Annotated in this window: 20 protein-coding genes and 4 tRNA genes; 10 read left to right on the forward strand and 14 right to left on the reverse strand. The window is 75.0% G+C overall.

Features of this window, described 5'->3' with window-relative positions; all coding sequences use genetic code 11:
* Positions 1 to 174: 174 nt before the first annotated feature.
* The 3 genes from ACZ3YL_RS30705 to ACZ3YL_RS30715 form a co-directional block, all read right to left on the reverse strand.
* On the reverse strand, positions 175 to 684 hold the full coding sequence (locus tag ACZ3YL_RS30705; protein WP_188304064.1) for a F0F1 ATP synthase subunit B family protein: 510 nt from the start codon (positions 682 to 684) through the stop codon (positions 175 to 177).
* A 109-nt stretch (positions 685 to 793) separates the two neighbouring features.
* A tRNA-Lys gene (locus tag ACZ3YL_RS30710) sits at positions 794 to 866 on the reverse strand.
* Positions 867 to 915: 49 nt separating this feature from the next.
* Positions 916 to 1,692, reverse strand: coding sequence for a nucleotidyltransferase domain-containing protein (locus ACZ3YL_RS30715; protein ID WP_465660522.1), 777 nt, complete (start codon positions 1,690 to 1,692; stop codon positions 916 to 918).
* Between the two features lie 112 nt (positions 1,693 to 1,804).
* On the opposite strand from ACZ3YL_RS30715, the gene ACZ3YL_RS30720 reads away from it, so the two are divergent.
* From ACZ3YL_RS30720 to ACZ3YL_RS30730, 3 genes are all read left to right on the forward strand, one after another.
* Positions 1,805 to 3,025 (forward strand): DNA glycosylase AlkZ-like family protein, encoded by a 1,221-nt coding sequence (locus tag ACZ3YL_RS30720; RefSeq protein WP_465660523.1) that lies wholly within the window; start codon positions 1,805 to 1,807, stop codon positions 3,023 to 3,025.
* A gap of 24 nt (positions 3,026 to 3,049) precedes the next feature.
* A complete protein-coding gene (locus ACZ3YL_RS30725) occupies positions 3,050 to 3,811 on the forward strand; it encodes an SDR family oxidoreductase (RefSeq protein ID WP_188304061.1) in 762 nt (253 codons plus the stop codon).
* A gap of 85 nt (positions 3,812 to 3,896) precedes the next feature.
* Complete coding sequence (locus tag ACZ3YL_RS30730; RefSeq protein WP_465660524.1) at positions 3,897 to 4,592, forward strand: tyrosine-protein phosphatase; 696 nt, start codon at positions 3,897 to 3,899, stop codon at positions 4,590 to 4,592.
* A 16-nt stretch (positions 4,593 to 4,608) separates the two neighbouring features.
* On the opposite strand, the gene ACZ3YL_RS30735 is transcribed toward ACZ3YL_RS30730, so the two are convergent.
* The gene (locus ACZ3YL_RS30735) at positions 4,609 to 5,064 is read right to left on the reverse strand and encodes an RICIN domain-containing protein (RefSeq protein ID WP_465660525.1); all 456 of its coding nucleotides are present in this window, start codon (positions 5,062 to 5,064) and stop codon (positions 4,609 to 4,611) included.
* A 150-nt stretch (positions 5,065 to 5,214) separates the two neighbouring features.
* Here ACZ3YL_RS30735 and ACZ3YL_RS30740 point away from each other — a divergent pair, with 150 nt between their 5' ends.
* Together ACZ3YL_RS30740 and ACZ3YL_RS30745 are read left to right on the forward strand one after the other, a co-directional pair.
* Positions 5,215 to 6,309 (forward strand): hypothetical protein, encoded by a 1,095-nt coding sequence (locus ACZ3YL_RS30740; protein ID WP_465660526.1) that lies wholly within the window; start codon positions 5,215 to 5,217, stop codon positions 6,307 to 6,309.
* 93 nt (positions 6,310 to 6,402) lie between these two features.
* Positions 6,403 to 6,738: a hypothetical protein gene (locus ACZ3YL_RS30745; protein WP_188307454.1), complete on the forward strand. Its 336-nt coding sequence runs from the start codon at positions 6,403 to 6,405 to the stop codon at positions 6,736 to 6,738.
* A 13-nt stretch (positions 6,739 to 6,751) separates the two neighbouring features.
* On the opposite strand, the gene ACZ3YL_RS30750 is transcribed toward ACZ3YL_RS30745, so the two are convergent.
* From ACZ3YL_RS30750 to crcB (ACZ3YL_RS30775), 6 genes are all read right to left on the reverse strand, one after another.
* A complete protein-coding gene (locus tag ACZ3YL_RS30750) occupies positions 6,752 to 7,585 on the reverse strand; it encodes a TIGR02452 family protein (RefSeq protein WP_188307453.1) in 834 nt (277 codons plus the stop codon).
* A 241-nt stretch (positions 7,586 to 7,826) separates the two neighbouring features.
* Positions 7,827 to 10,175 (reverse strand): DEAD/DEAH box helicase, encoded by a 2,349-nt coding sequence (locus tag ACZ3YL_RS30755; RefSeq protein WP_465660527.1) that lies wholly within the window; start codon positions 10,173 to 10,175, stop codon positions 7,827 to 7,829.
* 195 nt (positions 10,176 to 10,370) lie between these two features.
* On the reverse strand, positions 10,371 to 11,012 hold the full coding sequence (locus tag ACZ3YL_RS30760) for a hypothetical protein (protein ID WP_465660528.1): 642 nt from the start codon (positions 11,010 to 11,012) through the stop codon (positions 10,371 to 10,373).
* 167 nt (positions 11,013 to 11,179) lie between these two features.
* Positions 11,180 to 11,545 (reverse strand): fluoride efflux transporter CrcB, encoded by a 366-nt coding sequence (gene crcB / locus ACZ3YL_RS30765; protein WP_223243020.1) that lies wholly within the window; start codon positions 11,543 to 11,545, stop codon positions 11,180 to 11,182.
* A 5-nt stretch (positions 11,546 to 11,550) separates the two neighbouring features.
* The gene (locus tag ACZ3YL_RS30770) at positions 11,551 to 11,907 is read right to left on the reverse strand and encodes a DUF190 domain-containing protein (RefSeq protein WP_188307845.1); all 357 of its coding nucleotides are present in this window, start codon (positions 11,905 to 11,907) and stop codon (positions 11,551 to 11,553) included.
* A complete protein-coding gene (gene crcB / locus ACZ3YL_RS30775) occupies positions 11,904 to 12,392 on the reverse strand; it encodes a fluoride efflux transporter CrcB (protein ID WP_188307846.1) in 489 nt (162 codons plus the stop codon). The genes ACZ3YL_RS30770 and crcB (ACZ3YL_RS30775) overlap by 4 nt, the downstream gene beginning before the upstream one ends.
* A gap of 70 nt (positions 12,393 to 12,462) precedes the next feature.
* Between crcB (ACZ3YL_RS30775) and ACZ3YL_RS30780 the strand changes: the two genes are divergently transcribed.
* The 4 genes from ACZ3YL_RS30780 (at position 12,463) to ACZ3YL_RS30795 (ending at position 13,236) form a co-directional block, all read left to right on the forward strand.
* Positions 12,463 to 12,804: a metallopeptidase family protein gene (locus ACZ3YL_RS30780; RefSeq protein ID WP_188307848.1), complete on the forward strand. Its 342-nt coding sequence runs from the start codon at positions 12,463 to 12,465 to the stop codon at positions 12,802 to 12,804.
* A gap of 129 nt (positions 12,805 to 12,933) precedes the next feature.
* Positions 12,934 to 13,006: transfer RNA gene (locus tag ACZ3YL_RS30785), tRNA-Glu, on the forward strand.
* A 55-nt stretch (positions 13,007 to 13,061) separates the two neighbouring features.
* A tRNA-Asp gene (locus tag ACZ3YL_RS30790) sits at positions 13,062 to 13,135 on the forward strand.
* 27 nt (positions 13,136 to 13,162) lie between these two features.
* Positions 13,163 to 13,236: transfer RNA gene (locus ACZ3YL_RS30795), tRNA-Phe, on the forward strand.
* A 139-nt stretch (positions 13,237 to 13,375) separates the two neighbouring features.
* Here the strand turns inward: ACZ3YL_RS30795 and ACZ3YL_RS30800 are convergent.
* Together ACZ3YL_RS30800 and ACZ3YL_RS30805 are read right to left on the reverse strand one after the other, a co-directional pair.
* Entirely contained in the window at positions 13,376 to 14,431 is a 1,056-nt protein-coding gene (locus ACZ3YL_RS30800; protein ID WP_465660529.1) for an alpha/beta hydrolase family protein, read from the reverse strand.
* Positions 14,432 to 14,458: 27 nt separating this feature from the next.
* Positions 14,459 to 15,379 carry a zinc-binding dehydrogenase gene (locus ACZ3YL_RS30805; RefSeq protein ID WP_465660549.1) on the reverse strand — a complete coding sequence of 307 codons (921 nt, stop codon included), beginning with the start codon at positions 15,377 to 15,379 and terminating at the stop codon, positions 14,459 to 14,461.
* Between the two features lie 472 nt (positions 15,380 to 15,851).
* On the opposite strand from ACZ3YL_RS30805, the gene ACZ3YL_RS30810 reads away from it, so the two are divergent.
* Positions 15,852 to 16,802 carry a LysR family transcriptional regulator gene (locus tag ACZ3YL_RS30810; protein ID WP_465660530.1) on the forward strand — a complete coding sequence of 317 codons (951 nt, stop codon included), beginning with the start codon at positions 15,852 to 15,854 and terminating at the stop codon, positions 16,800 to 16,802.
* 226 nt (positions 16,803 to 17,028) lie between these two features.
* Here the strand turns inward: ACZ3YL_RS30810 and ACZ3YL_RS30815 are convergent, their stop codons facing one another.
* Both ACZ3YL_RS30815 and ACZ3YL_RS30820 read right to left on the reverse strand, forming a co-directional pair.
* Complete coding sequence (locus tag ACZ3YL_RS30815; protein ID WP_188309419.1) at positions 17,029 to 18,000, reverse strand: hypothetical protein; 972 nt, start codon at positions 17,998 to 18,000, stop codon at positions 17,029 to 17,031.
* Positions 17,997 to 18,515, reverse strand: a complete 519-nt coding sequence (locus tag ACZ3YL_RS30820) for a SigE family RNA polymerase sigma factor (RefSeq protein WP_188309418.1) — start codon at positions 18,513 to 18,515, stop codon at positions 17,997 to 17,999. Before ACZ3YL_RS30820 ends, ACZ3YL_RS30815 begins: the two co-directional genes overlap by 4 nt.
* Positions 18,516 to 18,568 lie beyond the last annotated feature (53 nt).

The following is an 18,568-nucleotide window of genomic DNA, read 5'->3' on the forward strand; positions in this document are numbered from 1 at the left end:
AAAACCTACGGCCCGCCGCTGAACCGCCGTCAGTGCCTGCCGCCACCTCTCCGACATGACAGACGTCATGGTCGGAGCCCCGACAGCGGAAACGGCCCGGGTCCCGGTCGGTGGCTGAACCACCGACCGGGACCCGGGCCGCAGGACGGGGGAAGTCCCGACCGGTCCGGGGCGTCAGGCGCCGGCGCCCGCCCGGGCGTCCTGCGCGGCGAAGAACTCGTCGGCGATCGCACGGGTGCGCGGCAGCTCGGCGACCGGCTCGCCGATCACCCGGCCCGCCAGCTCACCGGCCAGCCGGACCACGTCCTCCCGCAGCGCGGCCTCGGCCAGCACCCGGTCCGCCGCCAGCTGCACCTGCGCCTGCGCGACCATCCCGTCCCGCAGCTCCTGCCCCTCGGCCCGCAGCCGCGCGATCAGCGCCGCCCCCTCCTCGGTGGCCGTCTGCCGGATCACCGCCGCCTCGTGCCGCGCCGCGGTGAGCTCCGCCTGGAACTCCTCGTAGACCCGCAGGGCCTCCGCCCGCGCCGCCTCGGCCCGCTCGACACCCCCCTCGGTGGCGTCCCGGCGCTCCGCCAGCAGCTTCTCGATCCGCGGCAGCACCACCACCCCGAGGATCCCGAAAATCAGGAAGAAACAGACGAGTCCGACCACGAGTTCTGGAAGTTCCGGCTTCAAAGGTCCCATGGTCCCAAGGTAGTTGAGCCTCCATCACTCACCTCTGCCGCCCCCGGGCACGACGAAGGGCGCCCTCCCCGACGGGGAGAACGCCCTAGGCCTGACCGGATCGTTCGTGTGGGCCGCCAGGGGCTCGAACCCTGAACCTACGGATTAAAAGTCCGCAGCTCTGCCAATTGAGCTAGCGGCCCGCGGCCCTCCGTGCCGGGGTGGTCCCGGGTGGGGAGGGTCACGGCGATCCTACCCGGTGGGCCCCAGGGCTCCGCCAGTGGATTGGGTGGGCGCGCCGGGGGCGGGGGGCGGGGCTTGAGGCGGGCTGTAGTGGGCGGCGCGGACGCGGCGCAGCCAGGCCTCGGCGGGGCGGGGGTCGGGGGCGTCGGGCAGGACGCCGGGGCGGGCAAGCCGGTCGGCGGCGTCGGCGAGCAGTTGTTCGGCGGCGGCGGGGCGGTCGGCGATGCGTTCACCGAGGTCGCGGACGCGGTCCGGGTCGGGCAGCCGGATCAGGTTGCGGCCGGTGCGGTGCAGCCGGACGGCCTGCTCGACCAGCCGGACGAGGTGCCGGGCGTGCTTGGCGGCCCGGCGGCGGGTGGCCGGGTCGGTGGTGTCGCGGGTCAGCAGTTTGCGGAACTGCTGGTCCGCGTAGCCGAGATAGGCCTTGCGGACGGCCGGTGCACTGAGGAAGCTCGACCGGATCCCGACCAGTTCGCGGCCGAGCGGGGTGGCGGTCTCGTACAGGTCCTCGGGCAGCCAGACCAGTTCGGAGGCGGTCGGGTTGCAGGACAGCGCCAGCCGGCACCACTTGGCGGCCTCGTGCAGGGTGACGTCCGGCTCGGTGGTGACGTGCGACTCGGCCGGGCGGTGCAGGCCGTGCAACTCCTCGGTGGGGACGGCGAACAGGCCCAGCCGGTCGAGGTCGGAGCCGGCGTGGGCGAAGCCGTAGGCGGTGGAGCCGACGATTCCGGAGAGCAGCACCGTGCCGGAGGCCAGTACGGTGCCGGGCGCGGCGGTGGTGGGCATGTGTTCTCCTCTCGATCACCGGTGCCGACGGGTACCGCATCATCTCCGGAACGGACCGCGCCGGGCGAGCGATTTCCGGTCCGGGGCCCGACCCGGCGCCGATACTGGGCGCATGGAGCACAGCCACGGGATCGATACCGAGAAGTTGCGGGCCTGGTGGTCGCACCGGCAGTGGCTGGACCGCCCGCACACCGGGGCGTCCGCCGCCGAGGTGCTGGCCGCCACCGGCTGGGCCCGTTCGGTCGGCGGCGCGGCACCGTACCTGGGCCTGTTCGCCCGGGCCGGGCTGGGGCGGGCGGCGGTGGACGCGGCGGTGGCGGGCCTGGAGGTGCACGAGCTGCCGTCCGCGCGCGGCTGTACGTACGTGCTGCCGGCCGCCGACTTCGCGCTCGGCCTGGCGGTGGGCGCGGCCGCCCCGGCGGGTGAACTGGCCACCGCGGCCAAGCACCTGGGGGTCGGCCGGGACGAGGTGGAGCAGCTCTGCCTGGCCATCGAGCGGGCGCTGTCCGGCGGTGGGCCGCTGGACCCGACCACGATCCGGGAGGCGGTCGGCGACGCCGTCCGGTCGCTCGGCGAGGCGGGCCGGAAGCGCGGCCTGTCGACCACCCTGCCGCTCGCCCTCGGGCTGCTGCAGTCGCGCGGCCGGATCCGCCGGGTGCCGGTCAACGGCCGTCTGGACCAACAGCGTTACGGCTACGTCGGCTGGGACCAGCCGGTCGCGGGGGACGCCGTCGACTTCGCCCGCCGCTACTTCTCCTGGGCCGGGCCGGCCACCCTCGGGCACTTCCGCTGGTTCTCCGGCTTCTCCGCGGCCACCGCCCGCCGGGCCGTCGCCGAGGCCGGCACCGCCCCGCTCACCCCCGGCTCGGACCTCCTGATGCTGCCCGAACTCGCCGCTGAGTTCCATGAGTTCGAGGCGCCGGCCGAGCCGCACTACACCCTGCTGGCCGGCATCGACGGCATCCACCTGCTGCACCGCGACCTGCCCCGGCTGCTCGACCCGGCCGACGCCGCCCGCCCGCTGCCGGCCGGCCGGGCCGGCCGCACCTTCGGCGGCGAGGCCGACCCGCAGACCCACCTGGTGCTGGACCGCGGCCGGATCGTCGGCCTGTGGGAGTACGACACCGAACGGGCCGAGATCGTCCACCAGTGCTTCGTCCCGCCGGACGACGCGCTGCGCGAGGCGGTGGCCCGCACCGAGGCGTTCGTCCGGGACGACCTGGGCGACGCCCGCGGCTTCAGCCTGGACTCGCCGAAGAGCCGCGCGCCGAAGGTCGCCGCACTGCGGCAGGCCGCCGCGGCGGGACGGCGGTCCGGGCAGCGGTCCGGGTAACGGCGGCCGGGTAGCGTACGGGACATGTCGACCACCAGCACCGACGAAGTCCTGCTCGTCACCGGCGCCGGCCGCGGCATCGGCGCGGCCACCGCCCTGCTGGCCGCCCGCCGCGGCCACCGGGTCTGCGTCAACTACCGTACGGACGAGGCCTCGGCCGCCGCCGTCGTGGACGCGATCCGGGCCGAGGGCGGCACCGCGATCGCCGTCCGGGCCGACGTCAGCCGCAGCGCCGAGGTGGACCGGCTGTTCGCCACCGTGGACGCCGAACTCGGGCCGCTCACCGGGCTGGTGAACAACGCGGGCACCCTGGAGCGCCAGTGCCGGCTGGAGGACATCGACGAGGACCGGCTGAACCGGATCTGGGCCGCCAACATCACCGGCCCGTTCCTGTGCGCGGCCCGGGCCGTCCGCCGGATGTCCACCCGGCACGGCGGGCGCGGCGGCGCGATCGTCAACGTCGGCTCGGCCGCCTCCCGGATCGGCTCGCCGAACGAGTACGTCGACTACGCGGCGGCCAAGGGCGCGGTGGACTCGATGACCCGTGGGCTCGCCCTGGAGGTCGCGGCCGAGGGGATCCGGGTCAACTGCGTCCGGCCGGGCCTGATCCACACCGGCATCCACGCGCTCGGCGGCGAGCCGGGCCGGGTCGACCGGGTCGCGCCGGGACTGCCGATGCGGCGCGGCGGGGAGCCGGAGGAGGTCGCCGAGGCGGTCCTGTTCCTGCTGTCCCCGGCCGCCTCGTACACCACGGGGGCGTTCCTGGAGGTCTCCGGCGGGCGCTGAGACCCCCTGCCGGGGGCGGCGCCCAGGCGAACGGCCTTCTCCGGTTTCCTTCCCCCGGTCCGGCCGCGCCCGTACGGTGGACGCCATGACCGATGCCTTCATCGACATCCCCGGTGTGCGCAACTTCCGTGACGCGGGCGGGATCGGCGCCCTGCGCCGGGGCGTCCTGTACCGCTCCGGCTCCCTCCACACGCTCACCGGGGAGGGCGCCCGGAAGCTGAAGGGCCTCGGTCTGCGGACGGTCATCGACCTGCGCAGCCCGTTCGAGCTGGAGGTCTGGCCGGACCAGCGGCACGGCCTCGACCACGAGACGTTCAACCTGCCGACCCTGCCCGCCAACCGCGGCGACCTCGACCGGCCCTGGCCCGAGGGGCAGGCCGAGCTCTACACCTTCATGCCGGAGACCGCCGGACCCTCGCTTGCCGCGGTGGTCCGCCGGCTCGCCGCCCCGGAGGCGCTGCCGGTGATCGTGCACTGCGCCGTCGGCAAGGACCGCACCGGCCTCACCATCGCCGTCCTGCAGTCCCTGCTGGGCGCCCCGGACGCCGACATCATCGCCGACTTCCTGCTCTCCAACCTCGGCCTCGGCCTGAACGAGGGCCCGGCCCCGTACATCGACGAGACCGGCACCGAGCGGATCTCCCGCCCGGTCAGCGCCGAACTCCTCGCCTCCTCCCTCGGCTGGATCCGCACCCGCCACGGCACCGTCCCCGCCTACCTGCACACCCACGGCATCACCGAAGCCGACCTGGACGCCCTCCGGGCCAACCTGTCCGCCTAGGAATCGCCTACCGCCGCTACTGCCGCTCGAAGCGCCACCACTGGGTGGGCGAGTCGGTGTCCTCCCACTGCTGGACGCCCGCGTCCGGGGCCTGCGTCGCGGTGAGCGGCTTGCCGCTGATGAAGCTGGTGACGGTGTACGTCCCCGGGGCGTCGACGTGGGCCTCCAGCAGCCATTCCTGGGCGCCGAAGGCGTTGGCGGACCACTGCTGGATCGGGACGCCGTCGTCCGGGGAGGCGCCGGTGACGTCGAGGCGCTTGCCGCTGCCGGCGTTCTCGATGTGGAAGAGCGCGCCACCGGGGTGGACGGCGGTGAGCTGCCAGAGCTGGGCGTCGGAGCCGTCGTCCGCGCCCAGGCGGATCCGGGCGCCGCTGCGCCGGGACGCTTCGGCGACCGCCAGCAGCAGGCCGCTGCCGACGTTGCGGATCCGGTAGCGGCCGTCGGTGATCGCCGCGCTCGCGTTGTCAGTCACGCTCGGAGTCTCCCATCCGGGACCGACAGCGGGCCCGGTGGCCGAGGACGGCGGCCGGCACCGCGACCGCGGCGGCGCGGGGCGGCGCCGGTCCGGCCGAAGCGCGGGTGCGTTTCCGGTGGACGGGCGGCGCCGCCTATGCTGCGGCGAATGTCCACCCCGAGCACCTCGTCGACCCGTCAGCAGCCCGCCCTCCTCGAAGCGGTGGCCGAACTGGAGGCGGTGGTCGCGGCCGGCGACGACGAGCGCTTCGGCCCCGCCCTGGGCCTGGTCGGCGGGCTGTTCGGCCCGGCCGGACCGGCCGAGCGGCGGGCGGCCGGGCCCCGGCTGGCCGCACTGCTGCCGGACGCGCCGCCGTTCCCCCGGGCGCACCTGGCGATGGTGGTGGGCGCCTGCGTGGAGTCCGGCGCCGATCCGGTGGCCTGCGCCGGGCCGGTGCTGGCCGGGCTGCGCGGGGCGCTGACCGGCGCCCAGCGGCTGGTCGAGCACTGGGCGCGGACCGGCGGCGGGCCGCTGCCGGACCAGGAGACGGACGATCCGGCCGAGGCGCACGCCCGGATCGAGGACCCGGAGCTCCTCGACGCCTGGAACGCCCACCTGGCCGTGGTCGCCTGGTGGACGCTGCACCTGTGGCAGCAGGCCGCCTGGGCGGTGTACGCCCACGCGCCGGTCCGGGCCGAGGCCCGCGCCTCGGGCGTCACCGGGGTGCTGCTGGAGCTGTTCGACCGGTACGAGGGCGAGCGGCACGACTTCAAGGGCCTGACCCACCTGGCCCTGGTGCTCGACGACGAGCCGCTGCTGGTCCTCGACCGCCCCACCGGCACCGGCTACCTGCTGCGGATGAGCGGCCTGAGCGACACCTTCCAGTTGCACACCCTGCTCGCCGACGTGCTGATCGGCGGCGGCCACCTGCCCGGCACCCCGCAGGACCCGGAGGTGGTGGCGCTGGCCCGGACGGAGTCCCCGGACGGCCGCCGGCTGATCGCCACCGGCGCCTTCAACCTGGTCGCGCCGGACGGCTCCTGGCTCTGGAACGAGGGCACGCCCAGCGACATCCCGGTGCTGGACGGTGTGCGCACCCTGGTGCTGGAGCCGCTGCCGTACGAGCGCAGTTGGTCGGCCGGGCGCTTCATCGAGGAGCTCCCGGGCGACCTACGGCTGGAGCGGGTGCTGGACCGGGCGGAGACGGCGGAGCGGCTGGCCCGGATGGTGCCGGGGATGTCCACGGTGTCGGCCTTCGGGTAGCGGGCCGACGGCCCGGAGGCCCCCGGACGGCCGTCCCGTTCACCGGGTTATGGTCGGAAGCCGGAACGCGAACCCCTACGAGTGGAGTCGACGATGGCGAAGGTCCCGAACGCGCTCGCGGCCGCCGCGCCCGCCGCGCTGACCGCGGCGAGCGGTCTGGTCGGCGGTTACGGTGTCGCCCGCTGGAGCGGCCGGCGCGAACTGGGCGGCGCGGTGCTGGCGGTGGCCGGTGCCGGGGCGGCCGCGCAGTGGCGCCGCCGTTCGGGCCCGGTGGCCGCGGCGGCGCTGACCGGCCTGTACGTGGCGGCCTTCGGCGGTTCGCACCCGCTGGCGAAGCGGATCGGCGCCTGGCCGTCCGTCTTCGCCGTCACCGGGGTGGTCGCGGCGGCGTCCACGGCCGCGACGGTGCTGTCCGCCCGCAAGCGCTGAGTCGCGCCCCCGGTCAGGACGGGACGACCGCCGCGCCGAACCGCGCCTCGAAGGCCGCCCGGTTCGCCGAGACCGGTGAGCGGTCCCACACCGCGAACACCACCTGCTCGAACGCGCCCCCGTAGCGGGCCAGCGCGCCCTCGAAGGCCTCGGCGACCTGGGCCGGGTCGTTGCGGAACACCCCGCAGCCCCAGGCGCCGAGCACCAGGGCCCGGACCTCGTGCCGGGCCGCCGCGGCGAGCACCCGGACGGCCCGCTCGGCGAGCACGCCCCGGACGTCCACCCCGGCCGAACGCCGTTCCAGCTGACCGGCGTTGGGGGCGGGCGAGGTCAGGAAGGTGACCGGGTACGGCCGGGCCAGCAGGTCGCCCCGGCGGCCCCGGATCACCGGCACCGCGGGCGAGGCGATCACCCGGTGGCTGTACCGCAGGTCCGTCGAGGCCCGGTGCGCCTCGTAGTAGTCCGGCGCCTCCACCAGGCAGCTGTACAGCAGCGCGCTGCGGCACAGGTCCTCCTCCTGGGCGCGGGCGCCGCGCAGGTAGCCGCCGCCGGGGTTGCGCGCGGAGGCGAAGTTCAGCACCCCGACCGGCCCGGCGCCGGCCGCGACCAGCCGCCCGGCGGCCTCCATGCTCCCCTCGGCCGTCACCTCGATCCGGCCGGTCAGCGCTCCCCTGCCGCCTTCGGCCAGCAGCGCGTCCAGGTCCTTGGGTGTGTACGACACCGTGCCGGCCCGCGCCGCCGCCAACTGCTCCCCCACCCGCACGGTTTCGCCCCCGGCCGTCCGGTAGCTCCCCCGCTCGGCGATCTCCTCGTTCACCCGTGCCACGTCATGCAGTCTGCTGCTCATGTCCGTGACGCTACGGGACTACCCTCAGGGCGCGCCACAGGTTATTCTCACCTCCAGAACAACACCTCGGGGGGCGAGCGACAGCGAGGTGTTCGGGGGGGTATCGGGGGATACGGGGGAAGCACGAAGGGCCCGCTCCGGGGGACGGAGCGGGCCCTTCGTGTGTGGTCCGACCATGCGGTCCGACCATCGTGGGTTCAGTCAGTCAGTCGGCCGGCGATCGATCACCGGCCGTACGACGTCAGTTCTTCCAGCGCGGCTTGCGGTCGTCGCGGTTGAAGCCGCCGCCGTTGAAGCCACCGCGGTCGTCACGGTTGAAGCCGCCCGAGCGGGCGCCACGGTCGTCACGGTCACGGTTGAAGCCGCCGGAGGCCTGCGGACGGCCGCCGGAGCGGTGGTCGTCGCGGCGGGCGAACGGCCGGCTGCTGCTGCCGCCGCGCTCGTCGCGGTCCCGGCCGAAGGCCGGGCGGTCGCCGAAGGAGCGGGCCGGACGGTCGCCGAAGGAGCGGCCGCCGCGGTCGTCGCGGTCACGGTTGAAGCCACCGCGGTCGCCGCGGTCGTCACGGTTGAAGCCACCCGAGCGGGCGCCACGGTCGTCACGGTCACGGCCGGCACCGAAGCCACCACGGTCGTCACGGTTGAAGCCACCCGAGCGGGGGCCGCGGTCGCCGCGGTCGTCACGGTTGAAACCGCCCGAGCGGGCGCCACGGTCGTCACGGTCACGGCCGGCACCGAAGCCACCACGGTCGTCACGGTTGAAGCCACCCGAGCGGGGGCCGCGGTCGCCGCGGTCGTCACGGTTGAAACCGCCCGAGCGGGCGCCACGGTCGCCGCGGTCGTCACGGTTGAAACCGCCCGAGCGACGGTCGTCACGGTCCCGGTTGAAACCACCGGAGCGGCGGTCGTCACGGTCCCGGTCACGGTCGCGGCCGAAGGCCGGACGCTCGGTGCGCGCCTCGCGGTAGGCCGGGGTGCGCTCCTCGGTCTTGGCGGCGGGAGCCTCGGCGGCGGCCGGGGCGGCGGCCTTGGCGGTCTCCTCGCCGGCCTCCTCGGACGCGGCCGGGGCCTCGTCCTCGATGCCCAGCTCGGCCCGCTCGCGCGCCGCACGGGAGGCCAGGCGGTCGGCCTCCTCGCGCAGCTCGGTGGCGCGGCGCTGCGCGCGCTCCAGCTGACGGGTCATGTCGGCGAGCTCGCGCTCGGCGGCACCGGCGATGTTGGCGGCGCTCTCGGCCTGGACCTCGGTGAGCGAGCGGGCGCCGGTGATCTTGGCGACCTCGGCGTCGAAGGCGTGGTCCAGGATGTGGCGGCTGGCGTCGACGCCCGCGTCCTCCATCAGGCGGAACACGCCGCGGCGCTGGTGCGGCAGCACCAGGGTGACGACGGCGCCGGAGCGGCCGGCACGCGCGGTGCGGCCGGAGCGGTGCAGGTAGTCCTTGTGGTCGCCGGCCGGGTCCACGTTGAGGACCAGGTCGATGCCGTCGACGTGGATACCGCGGGCGGCGACGTCGGTGGCGACGACGACGTTGACGTAGCCGTCCTTGAAGTCGCCGAGGACGCGGGTACGGGCGCCCTGGGTCATGCCGCCGTGCAGCGCGTCGGCCTTCACGCCGGCCTCGAGGAGCTGCTCGGCGACGCGGTCGGCGCCCATCTGGGTGCGGACGAAGATGATCGTGCGGCCCTTGCGGGCGGCGATCGCGTTGGTGATCGGCGCCTTGTCCTTGGGCTTCACCACGAGGATGTGGTGGGTCATGGTGGTGACCGCGCCGGCCGACGGGTCGACCTCGTGGGTGACCGGGTTCTTCAGGTAGCGCTTGACCAGGGTGTCGATCTCGTTCTCCAGGGTGGCGGAGAACAGCAGGCGCTGGCCGCCGGCCGGCACCTGGTCGAGGATCTCGGTGACCTCGGGCAGGAAGCCCATGTCGGCCATCTGGTCGGCCTCGTCGAGCACGACGGTCTTGACGTCGGCGAGCTTCGCGGAGCCGCGGTTCAGCAGGTCACGCAGTCGGCCGGGGGTGGCGACCAGGACGTCGACGCCGCGCTCCAGCGCGTAGATCTGGTTCGACATCGAGGTGCCGCCGCAGACGACCTTGAGCTTGAGGCCGAGCACCGAGCCGAAGGGCTCCAGGGCGTCGGCGACCTGCATGGCCAGCTCGCGGGTCGGGACCAGGATCAGGCCGCGCGGGTGCTTGGGCTTGGTGCGCTCGCCGTCGGCGAGGCGGGTCAGCAGCGGCAGGCCGAAGCTGAGGGTCTTGCCGGAGCCGGTACGGCCACGGCCCAGCACGTCCTTGCCGGCCAGGGCGTCCGGGATGGTCGCGGCCTGGATCGGGAACGGGGTGGTGACGCCGCGCTTGGCGAGGGCGCGCACGACATCGTCGTGCAGGCCCAGGTCGCCGAAGGTGATGGTGGGCTCGGCGGCCTCCGCCGGCTCCTCGACGGTCTCGGCGGCGTCGGCGGTCTCGGTGACCTCGGTGACCTCGGCGGCGATCTCCGCAGCCTCGGCAGTCAGGTCGGTGGTGTCGGTGGTGTCGGTGACATCGGCGGCAGCCTCGTTCGCGGGCATGGCGAAGCGGGCGTCGTCAACGAGAGACATGCAAAACCTTCCGGAAGTGGCACGCGCCAAAGTCCGGGGTTCTGTTTCACAACCGCCTCTATGCGGTCAGCCACGGATCGCCGGAACGCGCCAAGGGCGCCAGATGGGAATAGGGCGCCAGTCAAATGAATCAAACGAACGATCTACCACCATAGACGACCCTCGGGATCAGAGGCAAATGCCCTGGCCAGCCCGCTAATGCGTACCCGCGTGCGGGCTCGGCGCCGAGGAACCGGAGCTGCCGGCGGACGGTTCCGGGCCCGGCGGGACGGTCGCGGCGGGCGTGGTGTGCTCCGGCTCGGGGGAGCCGGAAGGGCGGCCGCTCGGCGGCGCCGACGGGCTCCCGGCCGTACCGCCGCCGGAGCGGCCCTCACCGGTACCGCCGGAGCCCGCCGGACCGCCGGCCGAGGAGCCGCCCGGGTGGGGCGCGGGGCTGACGTTCGCGCCGCCCGGAGCTCCGCCGCCCGGCGCGCCCTCGGGAGCGCCCGCCCCCGGCACCGGGACCACACCGGGCACCGCGCCGTTCGCGCCGGGCGCGAGCTCACCGGGCGCGCTGGCCGTGGCCCCGGCCGGCGCGTTCTCGGCCTGCAGGCCCCCCTGGTGCTCCGGGCGCCCCGACGCGCCCCCCGGGTGCCCGGCGCCCGCCGACGCCGACGGGCCGCCCGTCGCCCCCGGCCGGGCCGCCGGACCGGCCTGCCCGACCGGCGCCACCCCGCCGTGCTTCTCCTCCGCCGCCGGACCGACCGACATGCACCCGGTCAGCCCCAGCCCGGCCACCGCCAGCACCGCCGCCGCCCGTACCACCGCGCCCGAACGCACCGCCCGCACCGAAGCCACCGAGCTCCCTCTCCATCGCCCCACCCGGGCCGCCCACTGACGCGCGGCCGCTTTCGGTGCCCAACGCGCGCCGGGCGCACCGGGACACGGGTCGGTGGCGCGGTTCTCGGCGACCGCCCCCACGGAAGGCCCGGCCGGAGGGCCCGCACGGAGGCCCGCGACAGGACTCAGCCCCAGAGCGCCGAGGCCAGCTCCGCCCCGGCGTACACCGCGGTCAGCCCGGCGGCCAGGCTCCCCGCCACGTTCGCCAGCGCGTACCGCCCGGCACCGGACTCGGCCAGCCGCAGCGTCTCGTACGAGAAGGTCGAATAGGTGGTCAGCGCCCCGCAGAAGCCCGTGCCGACCAGCAGTTGGACGTGCGAGGACGCCGCTCCGGCCGTCACCGCCCCGGCCAGCAGACCGAGCACCAGGCAGCCGAACACATTGACCGTGAAGGTGCCCCACGGGAACACCGAGTCGTGCCGGGACTGCACCGCCCGGTCGGTCAGGTACCGCAGCGGCGCGCCGACCACGGCGCCCGCCACCACCAGCAGCTAGTTCACCGCCCGGCCTCCCCCGCGCCCCGACCCCGGTAGTGGACGACCTCGCAGCGGTCCAGCAGCACCAGCCCCTCCGCGACCAGCTCCTCCAGCTGCGGCAGGAACGCCCGCACCCGCTCCTCCTCGTCCACGATCAGCACCGCCACCGGCAGGTCCTCGCTCAGCGACAGCAGTCGCGCGGTGTGCACCAGCGACGAGGCGCCGAACCCCTCGATCCCCCGGAACACGCTCGCCCCGGCCAGCCCGGCCGCCCGCGCCCGGTGCACGATCTCGCTGTACAGCGGGCGGTGGTGCCAGGTGTCGCTCTCCCCCACCAGGACGGTCAGCCGCAGCGCCGGCCCGCTCAGCCGGCTCACCGGGCGCCCCCGCGGTGGATCAGCCGCCGGGTCAGCGTCGCCGCCGCCCACACCGCGCCGAGCGCGGCCACCAGGGTCAGCCCCAGGTACACCAGCCCGGGGCCGAGCCGCCCGGCCTCCAGCAGCCGGCGGACGTCCACCGCGTACGTCGAGAAGGTGGTGAACCCGCCCAGCACCCCGGTGCCGAAGAACGGCCGCAGCAGCGGATGCGCGGGCCGCCCCTCGGTGATCGCCACCAGGAACACCCCGATCACCGCGCAGCCGGCCACGTTGATCAGCAGCGTCGTCCACGGGAAGGCCGACGGCCCGGTCTCCCAGCCGAGCCCCGCCGCGTACCGGGTCACCGCCCCGATCGCCCCGCCCACCGCGACCACCGCCACCGCCGGCCCCTGCCCGCGCAGCACCGGCGGCCGGCCGGGCACCGCCGCGGCGGCCCGGGCCGGACTCTCCGCAGTGTCGTCCAACGCGTCCTCCGAGGTCGTCATCACCCCATCAAACACCGGTGTCCGCCGCCTGGCACACCGTCATCCCAGCCCCGACAATGATCCGGTGGAGATGACCCGGGAAGAGTTCGAGACGCTGGTCAGTGACGCCCTGGACCAGATCCCCCCGCAGCTCGCCGCCATGATGGACAACGTCGCGATCTTCGTCGAGGACGAGCCCGACCCGAGCGACCCCGAACTCCTCGGCCTCTACGAGGGCACCCCGCTCACCGAGCGCGGCGAGTGGTACGCCGGCGTCCTGCCCGACCGCATCCTGATCTACCGCGGCCCCACCCTGCGGCACTGCGAGACCCGCGAGCAGGTGGTCGACGAGGTCCGCACCACCGTCATCCACGAGGTCGCCCACCACTTCGGCTTCGACGACCACGAGCTGGACGAACTCGGCTGGTCCTGACCCCACCGCCGACCGACCCGCCGCGGGCCCCACCCCCACCCGGCCCAAACCCGTTTTGGCGATCCGCCCCGCATCCCATATGCTTCTCGACGTCCCCGGGAACGCTGGAAACAGCCGAACGGACCACAAGCCCTCATCGTCTAGTGGCCCAGGACGCCGCCCTTTCAAGGCGGTAGCACGGGTTCGAATCCCGTTGGGGGCACGCAGTACCGTTGTAAAGTGCAGTGCCGCAAGACCTCGGTGGTCCGCCACCGTAAGGTCCCGTGGAGCAGTTGGTTAGCTCGCCACCCTGTCAAGGTGGAGGTCGCGGGTTCAAGTCCCGTCGGGATCGCTCGTCTCGCAAGAGACGGTGCAGTACGGCCAGGTAGCTCAGTTGGTACGAGCGTCCGCCTGAAAAGCGGAAGGTCGCCGGTTCGACCCCGGCCCTGGCCACAATCAGCAAGGCCCCGGAGAGTTCGCTCTCCGGGGCCTTTGCCGTACCCGCCCACCGCGCCGAACTCCCCCACCCGGCCGGGCAGTTGCGGACAGCACGAAGCCCCCGTGGCGGATCCGCCGCGGGGGCTTCGCCGTTTCAGCCGGCCAGGCGGGTGGTGAGCCAGTCGGCGGTGGTCGGGAGCCAGTCGGGGAGGGCGGTGCCGAGCAGGTGGTTGCCGTGGGGGACGAGCAGCAGTTCGGCGTTCGGGGCGTGCTCGGCGAGGACGGTGGCGTTGGTGACGCCCGGGATGCGGTCCTCGCCGCCCTCGACCACCAGCAGCGGGAGGGTGATCGTCGGGGCGAGGGCGGTCAGGTCGAGCCGGTCGGCGTAGCCGCGGGCCGTCTCCGGTCCGCCGCAGCGCTGGATCAGGGTCTCGGTGACGAACGGGGGCAGGGCGTCCCAGTCCAGCCGGAACGGGCCGCTGACCGTCACGGCGGCCCGCAGCCGCGGCTCGTGGGCGGCGGCCTTCGCCGCGTAGTAGCCGCCCATGCTGAGGCCGACCACGGCGGTGCGGTCGAGGTCCAGGCCGTCATGGGCCGCGAGCGCGTCCAGGGCCCGGCCCACCACCCGGTGGTAGTCCGGCTCCGGCGCGCTGCCCGCCGCCAGGACGCCCTGGCCTGGCCCGTCCATCGCCAGCACGGCGACCCCACGGTCCAGCAGGGCCTCGGTGAGGAGGTGGAACTCCTCCTTCGAGGAGTCCATGCCCGGCACCACCAGCACCACCGGGGTGCCCGTACCGCCGCCGTCCGCCGCCGGTCGACGCAGCCAGCCGGCGAAGCCCTCGCCCTCGACCCGCCGGGCGTCCGGCTCCAGCAGCGCCAGCGACCGCCGCATCGCCCCGTCGGCCTCGGCGGCGAGCCGGGCGGCGGCGGCCCGGTCGGGGTGCGGCAGCACCCCGGCGGCGTGGAACCAGCGGGCGGCGCAGCGGTAGGCGGCGCCGGCGGTGACCGTACGGCCCTCGGCGGCCGCGCGCCCTGCCTCGGCGAGGTGGCGCCGGCCGGCGGCGTCGAAGGCGGCGGGCCAGTCCAGCAGGGAGGTCAGCCCGGCGGTCACCCGGTCGTACTCGTAGAGGTCGAGGCCGGCGCCGTGGGCGCGCGGGCGGACCAGCGCGACGAACTCGGGCAGCAGACCGGGGGTGTCGAAGAAGGACACGACAGGAGTTCCTTTCCGGAGGCGTAATCAGGCGACGGTCAGCACGGCCTTGCCGCGGATCCGGCGCTCGCGCAGGTCGGTGAGGGCGGTCGCGGTCTGCGCCCAGGGCGCGACCCGGCCGATCTCCGGGGTCAGCCGGCCGGCCGCCGCCAGGCGCACCAGGGTGGCCAGGTCCTCGCCGTCCGGGACATCGGAGTCCGCGTAGTGGAAGTGCCGCAGGGTGGCCGACTCGGGGCCCTTGAAGAAGTCGAAGAAGTCCAGGGTGGCGGGCGTCCGGGAGGCCTGGCCGAACCAGACCAGGGTGCCGCGGCGGGCCAGCCGGGCCAGCGCCAGCGGCAGACCGGCACCGCCGGTGGACTCCAGCACCAGGTCGTACGGGCCGCGCGCCGCCCCGAGGTCGTGCACCACCTCGGCCGCCCCCAGCTCGGCCAGCCGACGGCCGCGCTCCGCCGAGGCGGTGACCACCGTCAGCTCGGCCCCGGACACCGCGGCCAACTCGGTGAAGTAGTGCCCGACCCCGCCGGACGCCCCGGTCAGCAGCACCCGCCGCCCGGCCACCGCCCCCACCGTGCGCAGCAACCGCAACGCGGTGAGCCCCGCCAACGGCAACGCCGCGGCCCGTACGGCATCCAGGCTGTCCGGCAACTCGGCCAGCGACGTGGCCGGCACACACACGTACTCGGCCCACCCGGCCGCCGGCGGATGAGCCACCACCCGCCGACACACCGCGGGCCCCGACCCGTCGGCGGCGGCCTGCACGACCAGCCCGGCGACGTCCTTCCCCGGCCGCCACCCGGCCCTGGGCGCCTCCAACTGGAAGGTCTCCCCCCGGTTCACCGAGAACGCCTCCACCTTCACCAGCACCTCCCCCGGCCCCGGCTGCGGCTGCTCCACCTCCGCGAACCGCACCGGCTCCGCCGCGTCCCCCGTCGCCACCAGCGCCTTCATCCCCGCACTCCCTCCACTCGCCATGCCCCCACCTCACCCCGCCCGACAACGCCCGGTCCAACAACCGACCCGGAGCAACGACAACCACCAGCTGTCACCCCCCCCCCACCCCAGCGGGCGCGCAGGGCGAAAGCCCGCGCGCCCGCAACTCCCCCACCCCCCACCCACCCCCAAACCCCCCACCCGCACCCACCCCCAGCCACCCCACCCGCACCCACCCACCCACCCACCTCCCCCTCCTCACCAGGCGAGAGGGACGCGCTGCGGGAGGGGGAGGCGCAGGGGGTGGCTGCGGAGAGGGGCGTGACGGGTGATTTTCAGACTGCCAACGGCGCTCGGCCCCCGCGATGAGGGTCGGCAGTCGGAAAATCACCCAGCCCCCGGAGCGGCCACCCCCGGAGCCGCCCCCGGCACCCACCCACCCTCCCGAGAGCCCACCCCCACGAACACACCCCCCGCTAAGGTGCCCCCCGTGGATCTGGATCTAGGACAGGTACGAGCCTTCGTCACCACCGCCGAGGAATCCCACTTCGGCCGCGCAGCCACCCGCCTGGGCATCAGCCAACAAGGCCTGTCCAAGCGCATCGCCCGCCTGGAAGCCGCCCTCGGCGCAAGACTGCTGGAACGCGACGCCCGAGGCGTGGGGCTGACCGGCGCGGGTGCCCGCTTCCTGGAGCCCGCCCGCCGGGTGCTGGCACAGGGCGAGCAAGCGGTATCAGCCGTACGCGGGGCCGCCGGACGGCCACTGCGGATCGACGTCTGGGGCCACCTGTACGCCCCGATGCGCACCCTCGCCCAGACGGTGGACGCCGCCCCGGGGCTGGAGGTGGAGCCGGTGCCGGGCCGGGACCTGCCGTCGGTCGCGGCGGCGTTGCTGCGCGGGGAGTCGGACGCGGGGTTCGGCCGGGTGCACGCCCTCCAGGACGGTGCCGACGCCGGGTTGACGCACCGGCTGGTCCGGCTGGAGCCGGTGGACGCCATGCTGAGCGTCGACCACCCGTTGGCGGGCCGGGACGCCCTGGCGCCGGCCGAGCTGCGCGGCAGTGTGCTGCGCTACCCGGCGGCGGTGGACCGCTTGGACTTCCTGACCCGTTTCGCCACCCGGTTCGGCATCACCGGCCGGGTCGGTTCGACCAATCTGGGTCTGGAGCACTTCCTCGACCAGGTGGCCGCCGATCCGAGCTGCTTCTCGCTCGTCCCCGCCGACGCCCCGCTGCCCGACCGTCCGGACGTCCGCGCCGTGCCGCTGGTCGGCCCGACCCCGCTGTACGCCTGGTCACTGCTCTGGCGGACCGACCGGGACGGTCAACTGGACGTCCTTCTAAGGGCGTTCGCCGCCGAGGCGGCCCGCTGCCGGTGGCTGGAGTACGACCCGGCCCGGGACTGGCTTCCGGACGCCGACGAGGCCGCCCTCCAACCGTGAGTCCGCCCGGTCGCCCCGCACGGCCCGGCCACCCCGCCACGGCCCGGGCGCCCCGCACAGCCCGGGCGCCCCGCCACGGCCCGGCCACCCCGCCACGGCCCAGGCAGCGAGCGGATGCCGCACGACGGCGGCGGCCGGCCCGTTCTTGACGATCCGTCGCGCCGCGGGATCCACGGTGCCGCCCGGCGCCCACAACCGGCGACTCACTCCGTGACCCGACGCCGGATCACCACCAGGTGGTCTGGGTCCGCAGCACCGACCCGTCCGCGGCGTAGGAGGTGGCGGCGTTGTCGCTGGAGCCCGGCTTGCGGACGACGGCGTACCAGCGGGACGTGGAGTCCCCGACCGCGACCGGCACCGCGTCGACGGAGCCGCCGTTCTTCCAGGTGACCACGACCCTCGCGACGTCGGGCCGGACCCGGACGACCACCATGTCCGGGATGCCCACCGCCCCGACCACCCGGTTGAGCACCTCGCCGCTGATGATGGCCGGCGAAGGGTCCTTCTCCGTCCCGCCCGGGGCGGGGATCGACTGCACGTGGTCGCCGGGCTGCCGTTTGCCGTCCACGGTCAGGTAGACGTCGGACCGGTCCATGTGCGGGTCCCAGCGCGCGTCGGGGTTCGGCTGGTCGCTCGACGACAGGACCGGGTCGGCGGCGTGCCGCTCCTCCCAGATCAGCTTGTCCTGCTTGAGGCCGTCGTCCGCGGTGGGGGCCGCCGGCCACAGGGCGATCCAGGCCTCCAGGGTGTGGCCGTTCACGGTGCCCTCACCGGCCTTGACCCGGGTCGGTGTGAACGGGTCCCGGGTCGGCCCGGCCGAAGCGGCTCCGGCGACCGCCGAAGCGGCGGCGCTGACCGGCGTGGCGGCTCCGGCGACCGGCGTGGCGTTCCCGGACGGGGAGGCCGACGCCGTCGGGGAGACGCCGGACGCCGCCGGGGCGACCGCCGAGGACGCCCTGTGCCCGGACCCGCCGAGCACCGCCCCCGTCCCGCCGACCGCCACCACCAGCGCCGCGCCCAGCGCGGCGGTGAGCAGCCGCCGGCGCCTCAGTCGGCGCTGCCCGCCGGCGAGCAGCCGGTCGTACGGCACCGGCCCGGCCTCGACGCTGTCGGCCAGATCACCCAGTTCCCAGGAGATGGCGGCCTCGACCTCGGCCGCCTCCACGTCCTCGTGCCCGGGCATGGACTCCGTGCTCATCTGCTACCTCCGATGCTGGTCAGTCCGTTGATTGAGGAGGCCGCCCGCAGCTTGGCCAGTCCCCTGGCCGCCTGGCTCTTCACCGTGCCGATCGAGCAGTCCATCGCCGCGGCGGTCTGGGACTCGCTGAGGTCCTCCCAGTACCGCAGGACGACGGCCTCGCGCTGGCGCGGCGGCAGGGCGGAGAGCGCGCCGAGCAGCACGGCCCGGTCGTCCGGGTCGGGGCCGGTCGGGGCGGGCCGGTCGGGGAAGGCCTCGACCAGGTACTCGGCGGGTCTGCGCCGGTACCGCCGGGCGTGCTCGTTGATCAGGATGCGGCGCACGTAGGCGTTCGGGTCGTCGGCCGCCCGGACCTTGTTCCAGTGGACGTAGGCCCGTTCCAGTGCCTGCTGGACCAGGTCCTCGGCGCCGTGCCGGTCCCCTGCGAGCAGGTATGCGGTGCGCAGCAGCCGTGACCACGCACTGCCGGTGAACTCCCGGAACTCCTCGTCCCGGGCAGCCTTCTGGGCTCCCATGAGCACCTCCTCGTCCCTCCAGAGTCCGGAACCGCAGTGGACCGTTGCCCGGC

This window comes from Kitasatospora sp. NPDC023176 (assembly GCF_055560495.1).

Coding starts and splice junctions, on each gene's coding strand:
- ACZ3YL_RS30705 (WP_188304064.1), bottom strand. CDS start 684: ATGGGACCTTTGAAGCCGGAACTTCCAGAACTCGTGGTCGGACTCGTC.
- ACZ3YL_RS30715 (WP_465660522.1), bottom strand. CDS start 1,692: ATGCCCACCACCGCCGCGCCCGGCACCGTACTGGCCTCCGGCACGGTG.
- ACZ3YL_RS30720 (WP_465660523.1), top strand. CDS start 1,805: ATGGAGCACAGCCACGGGATCGATACCGAGAAGTTGCGGGCCTGGTGG.
- ACZ3YL_RS30725 (WP_188304061.1), top strand. CDS start 3,050: ATGTCGACCACCAGCACCGACGAAGTCCTGCTCGTCACCGGCGCCGGC.
- ACZ3YL_RS30730 (WP_465660524.1), top strand. CDS start 3,897: ATGACCGATGCCTTCATCGACATCCCCGGTGTGCGCAACTTCCGTGAC.
- ACZ3YL_RS30740 (WP_465660526.1), top strand. CDS start 5,215: ATGTCCACCCCGAGCACCTCGTCGACCCGTCAGCAGCCCGCCCTCCTC.
- ACZ3YL_RS30745 (WP_188307454.1), top strand. CDS start 6,403: ATGGCGAAGGTCCCGAACGCGCTCGCGGCCGCCGCGCCCGCCGCGCTG.
- ACZ3YL_RS30750 (WP_188307453.1), bottom strand. CDS start 7,585: ATGAGCAGCAGACTGCATGACGTGGCACGGGTGAACGAGGAGATCGCC.
- ACZ3YL_RS30755 (WP_465660527.1), bottom strand. CDS start 10,175: ATGTCTCTCGTTGACGACGCCCGCTTCGCCATGCCCGCGAACGAGGCT.
- crcB (WP_188307846.1), bottom strand. CDS start 12,392: ATGACGACCTCGGAGGACGCGTTGGACGACACTGCGGAGAGTCCGGCC.
- ACZ3YL_RS30780 (WP_188307848.1), top strand. CDS start 12,463: ATGACCCGGGAAGAGTTCGAGACGCTGGTCAGTGACGCCCTGGACCAG.
- ACZ3YL_RS30805 (WP_465660549.1), bottom strand. CDS start 15,379: ATGAAGGCGCTGGTGGCGACGGGGGACGCGGCGGAGCCGGTGCGGTTC.
- ACZ3YL_RS30815 (WP_188309419.1), bottom strand. CDS start 18,000: ATGAGCACGGAGTCCATGCCCGGGCACGAGGACGTGGAGGCGGCCGAG.
- ACZ3YL_RS30820 (WP_188309418.1), bottom strand. CDS start 18,515: ATGGGAGCCCAGAAGGCTGCCCGGGACGAGGAGTTCCGGGAGTTCACC.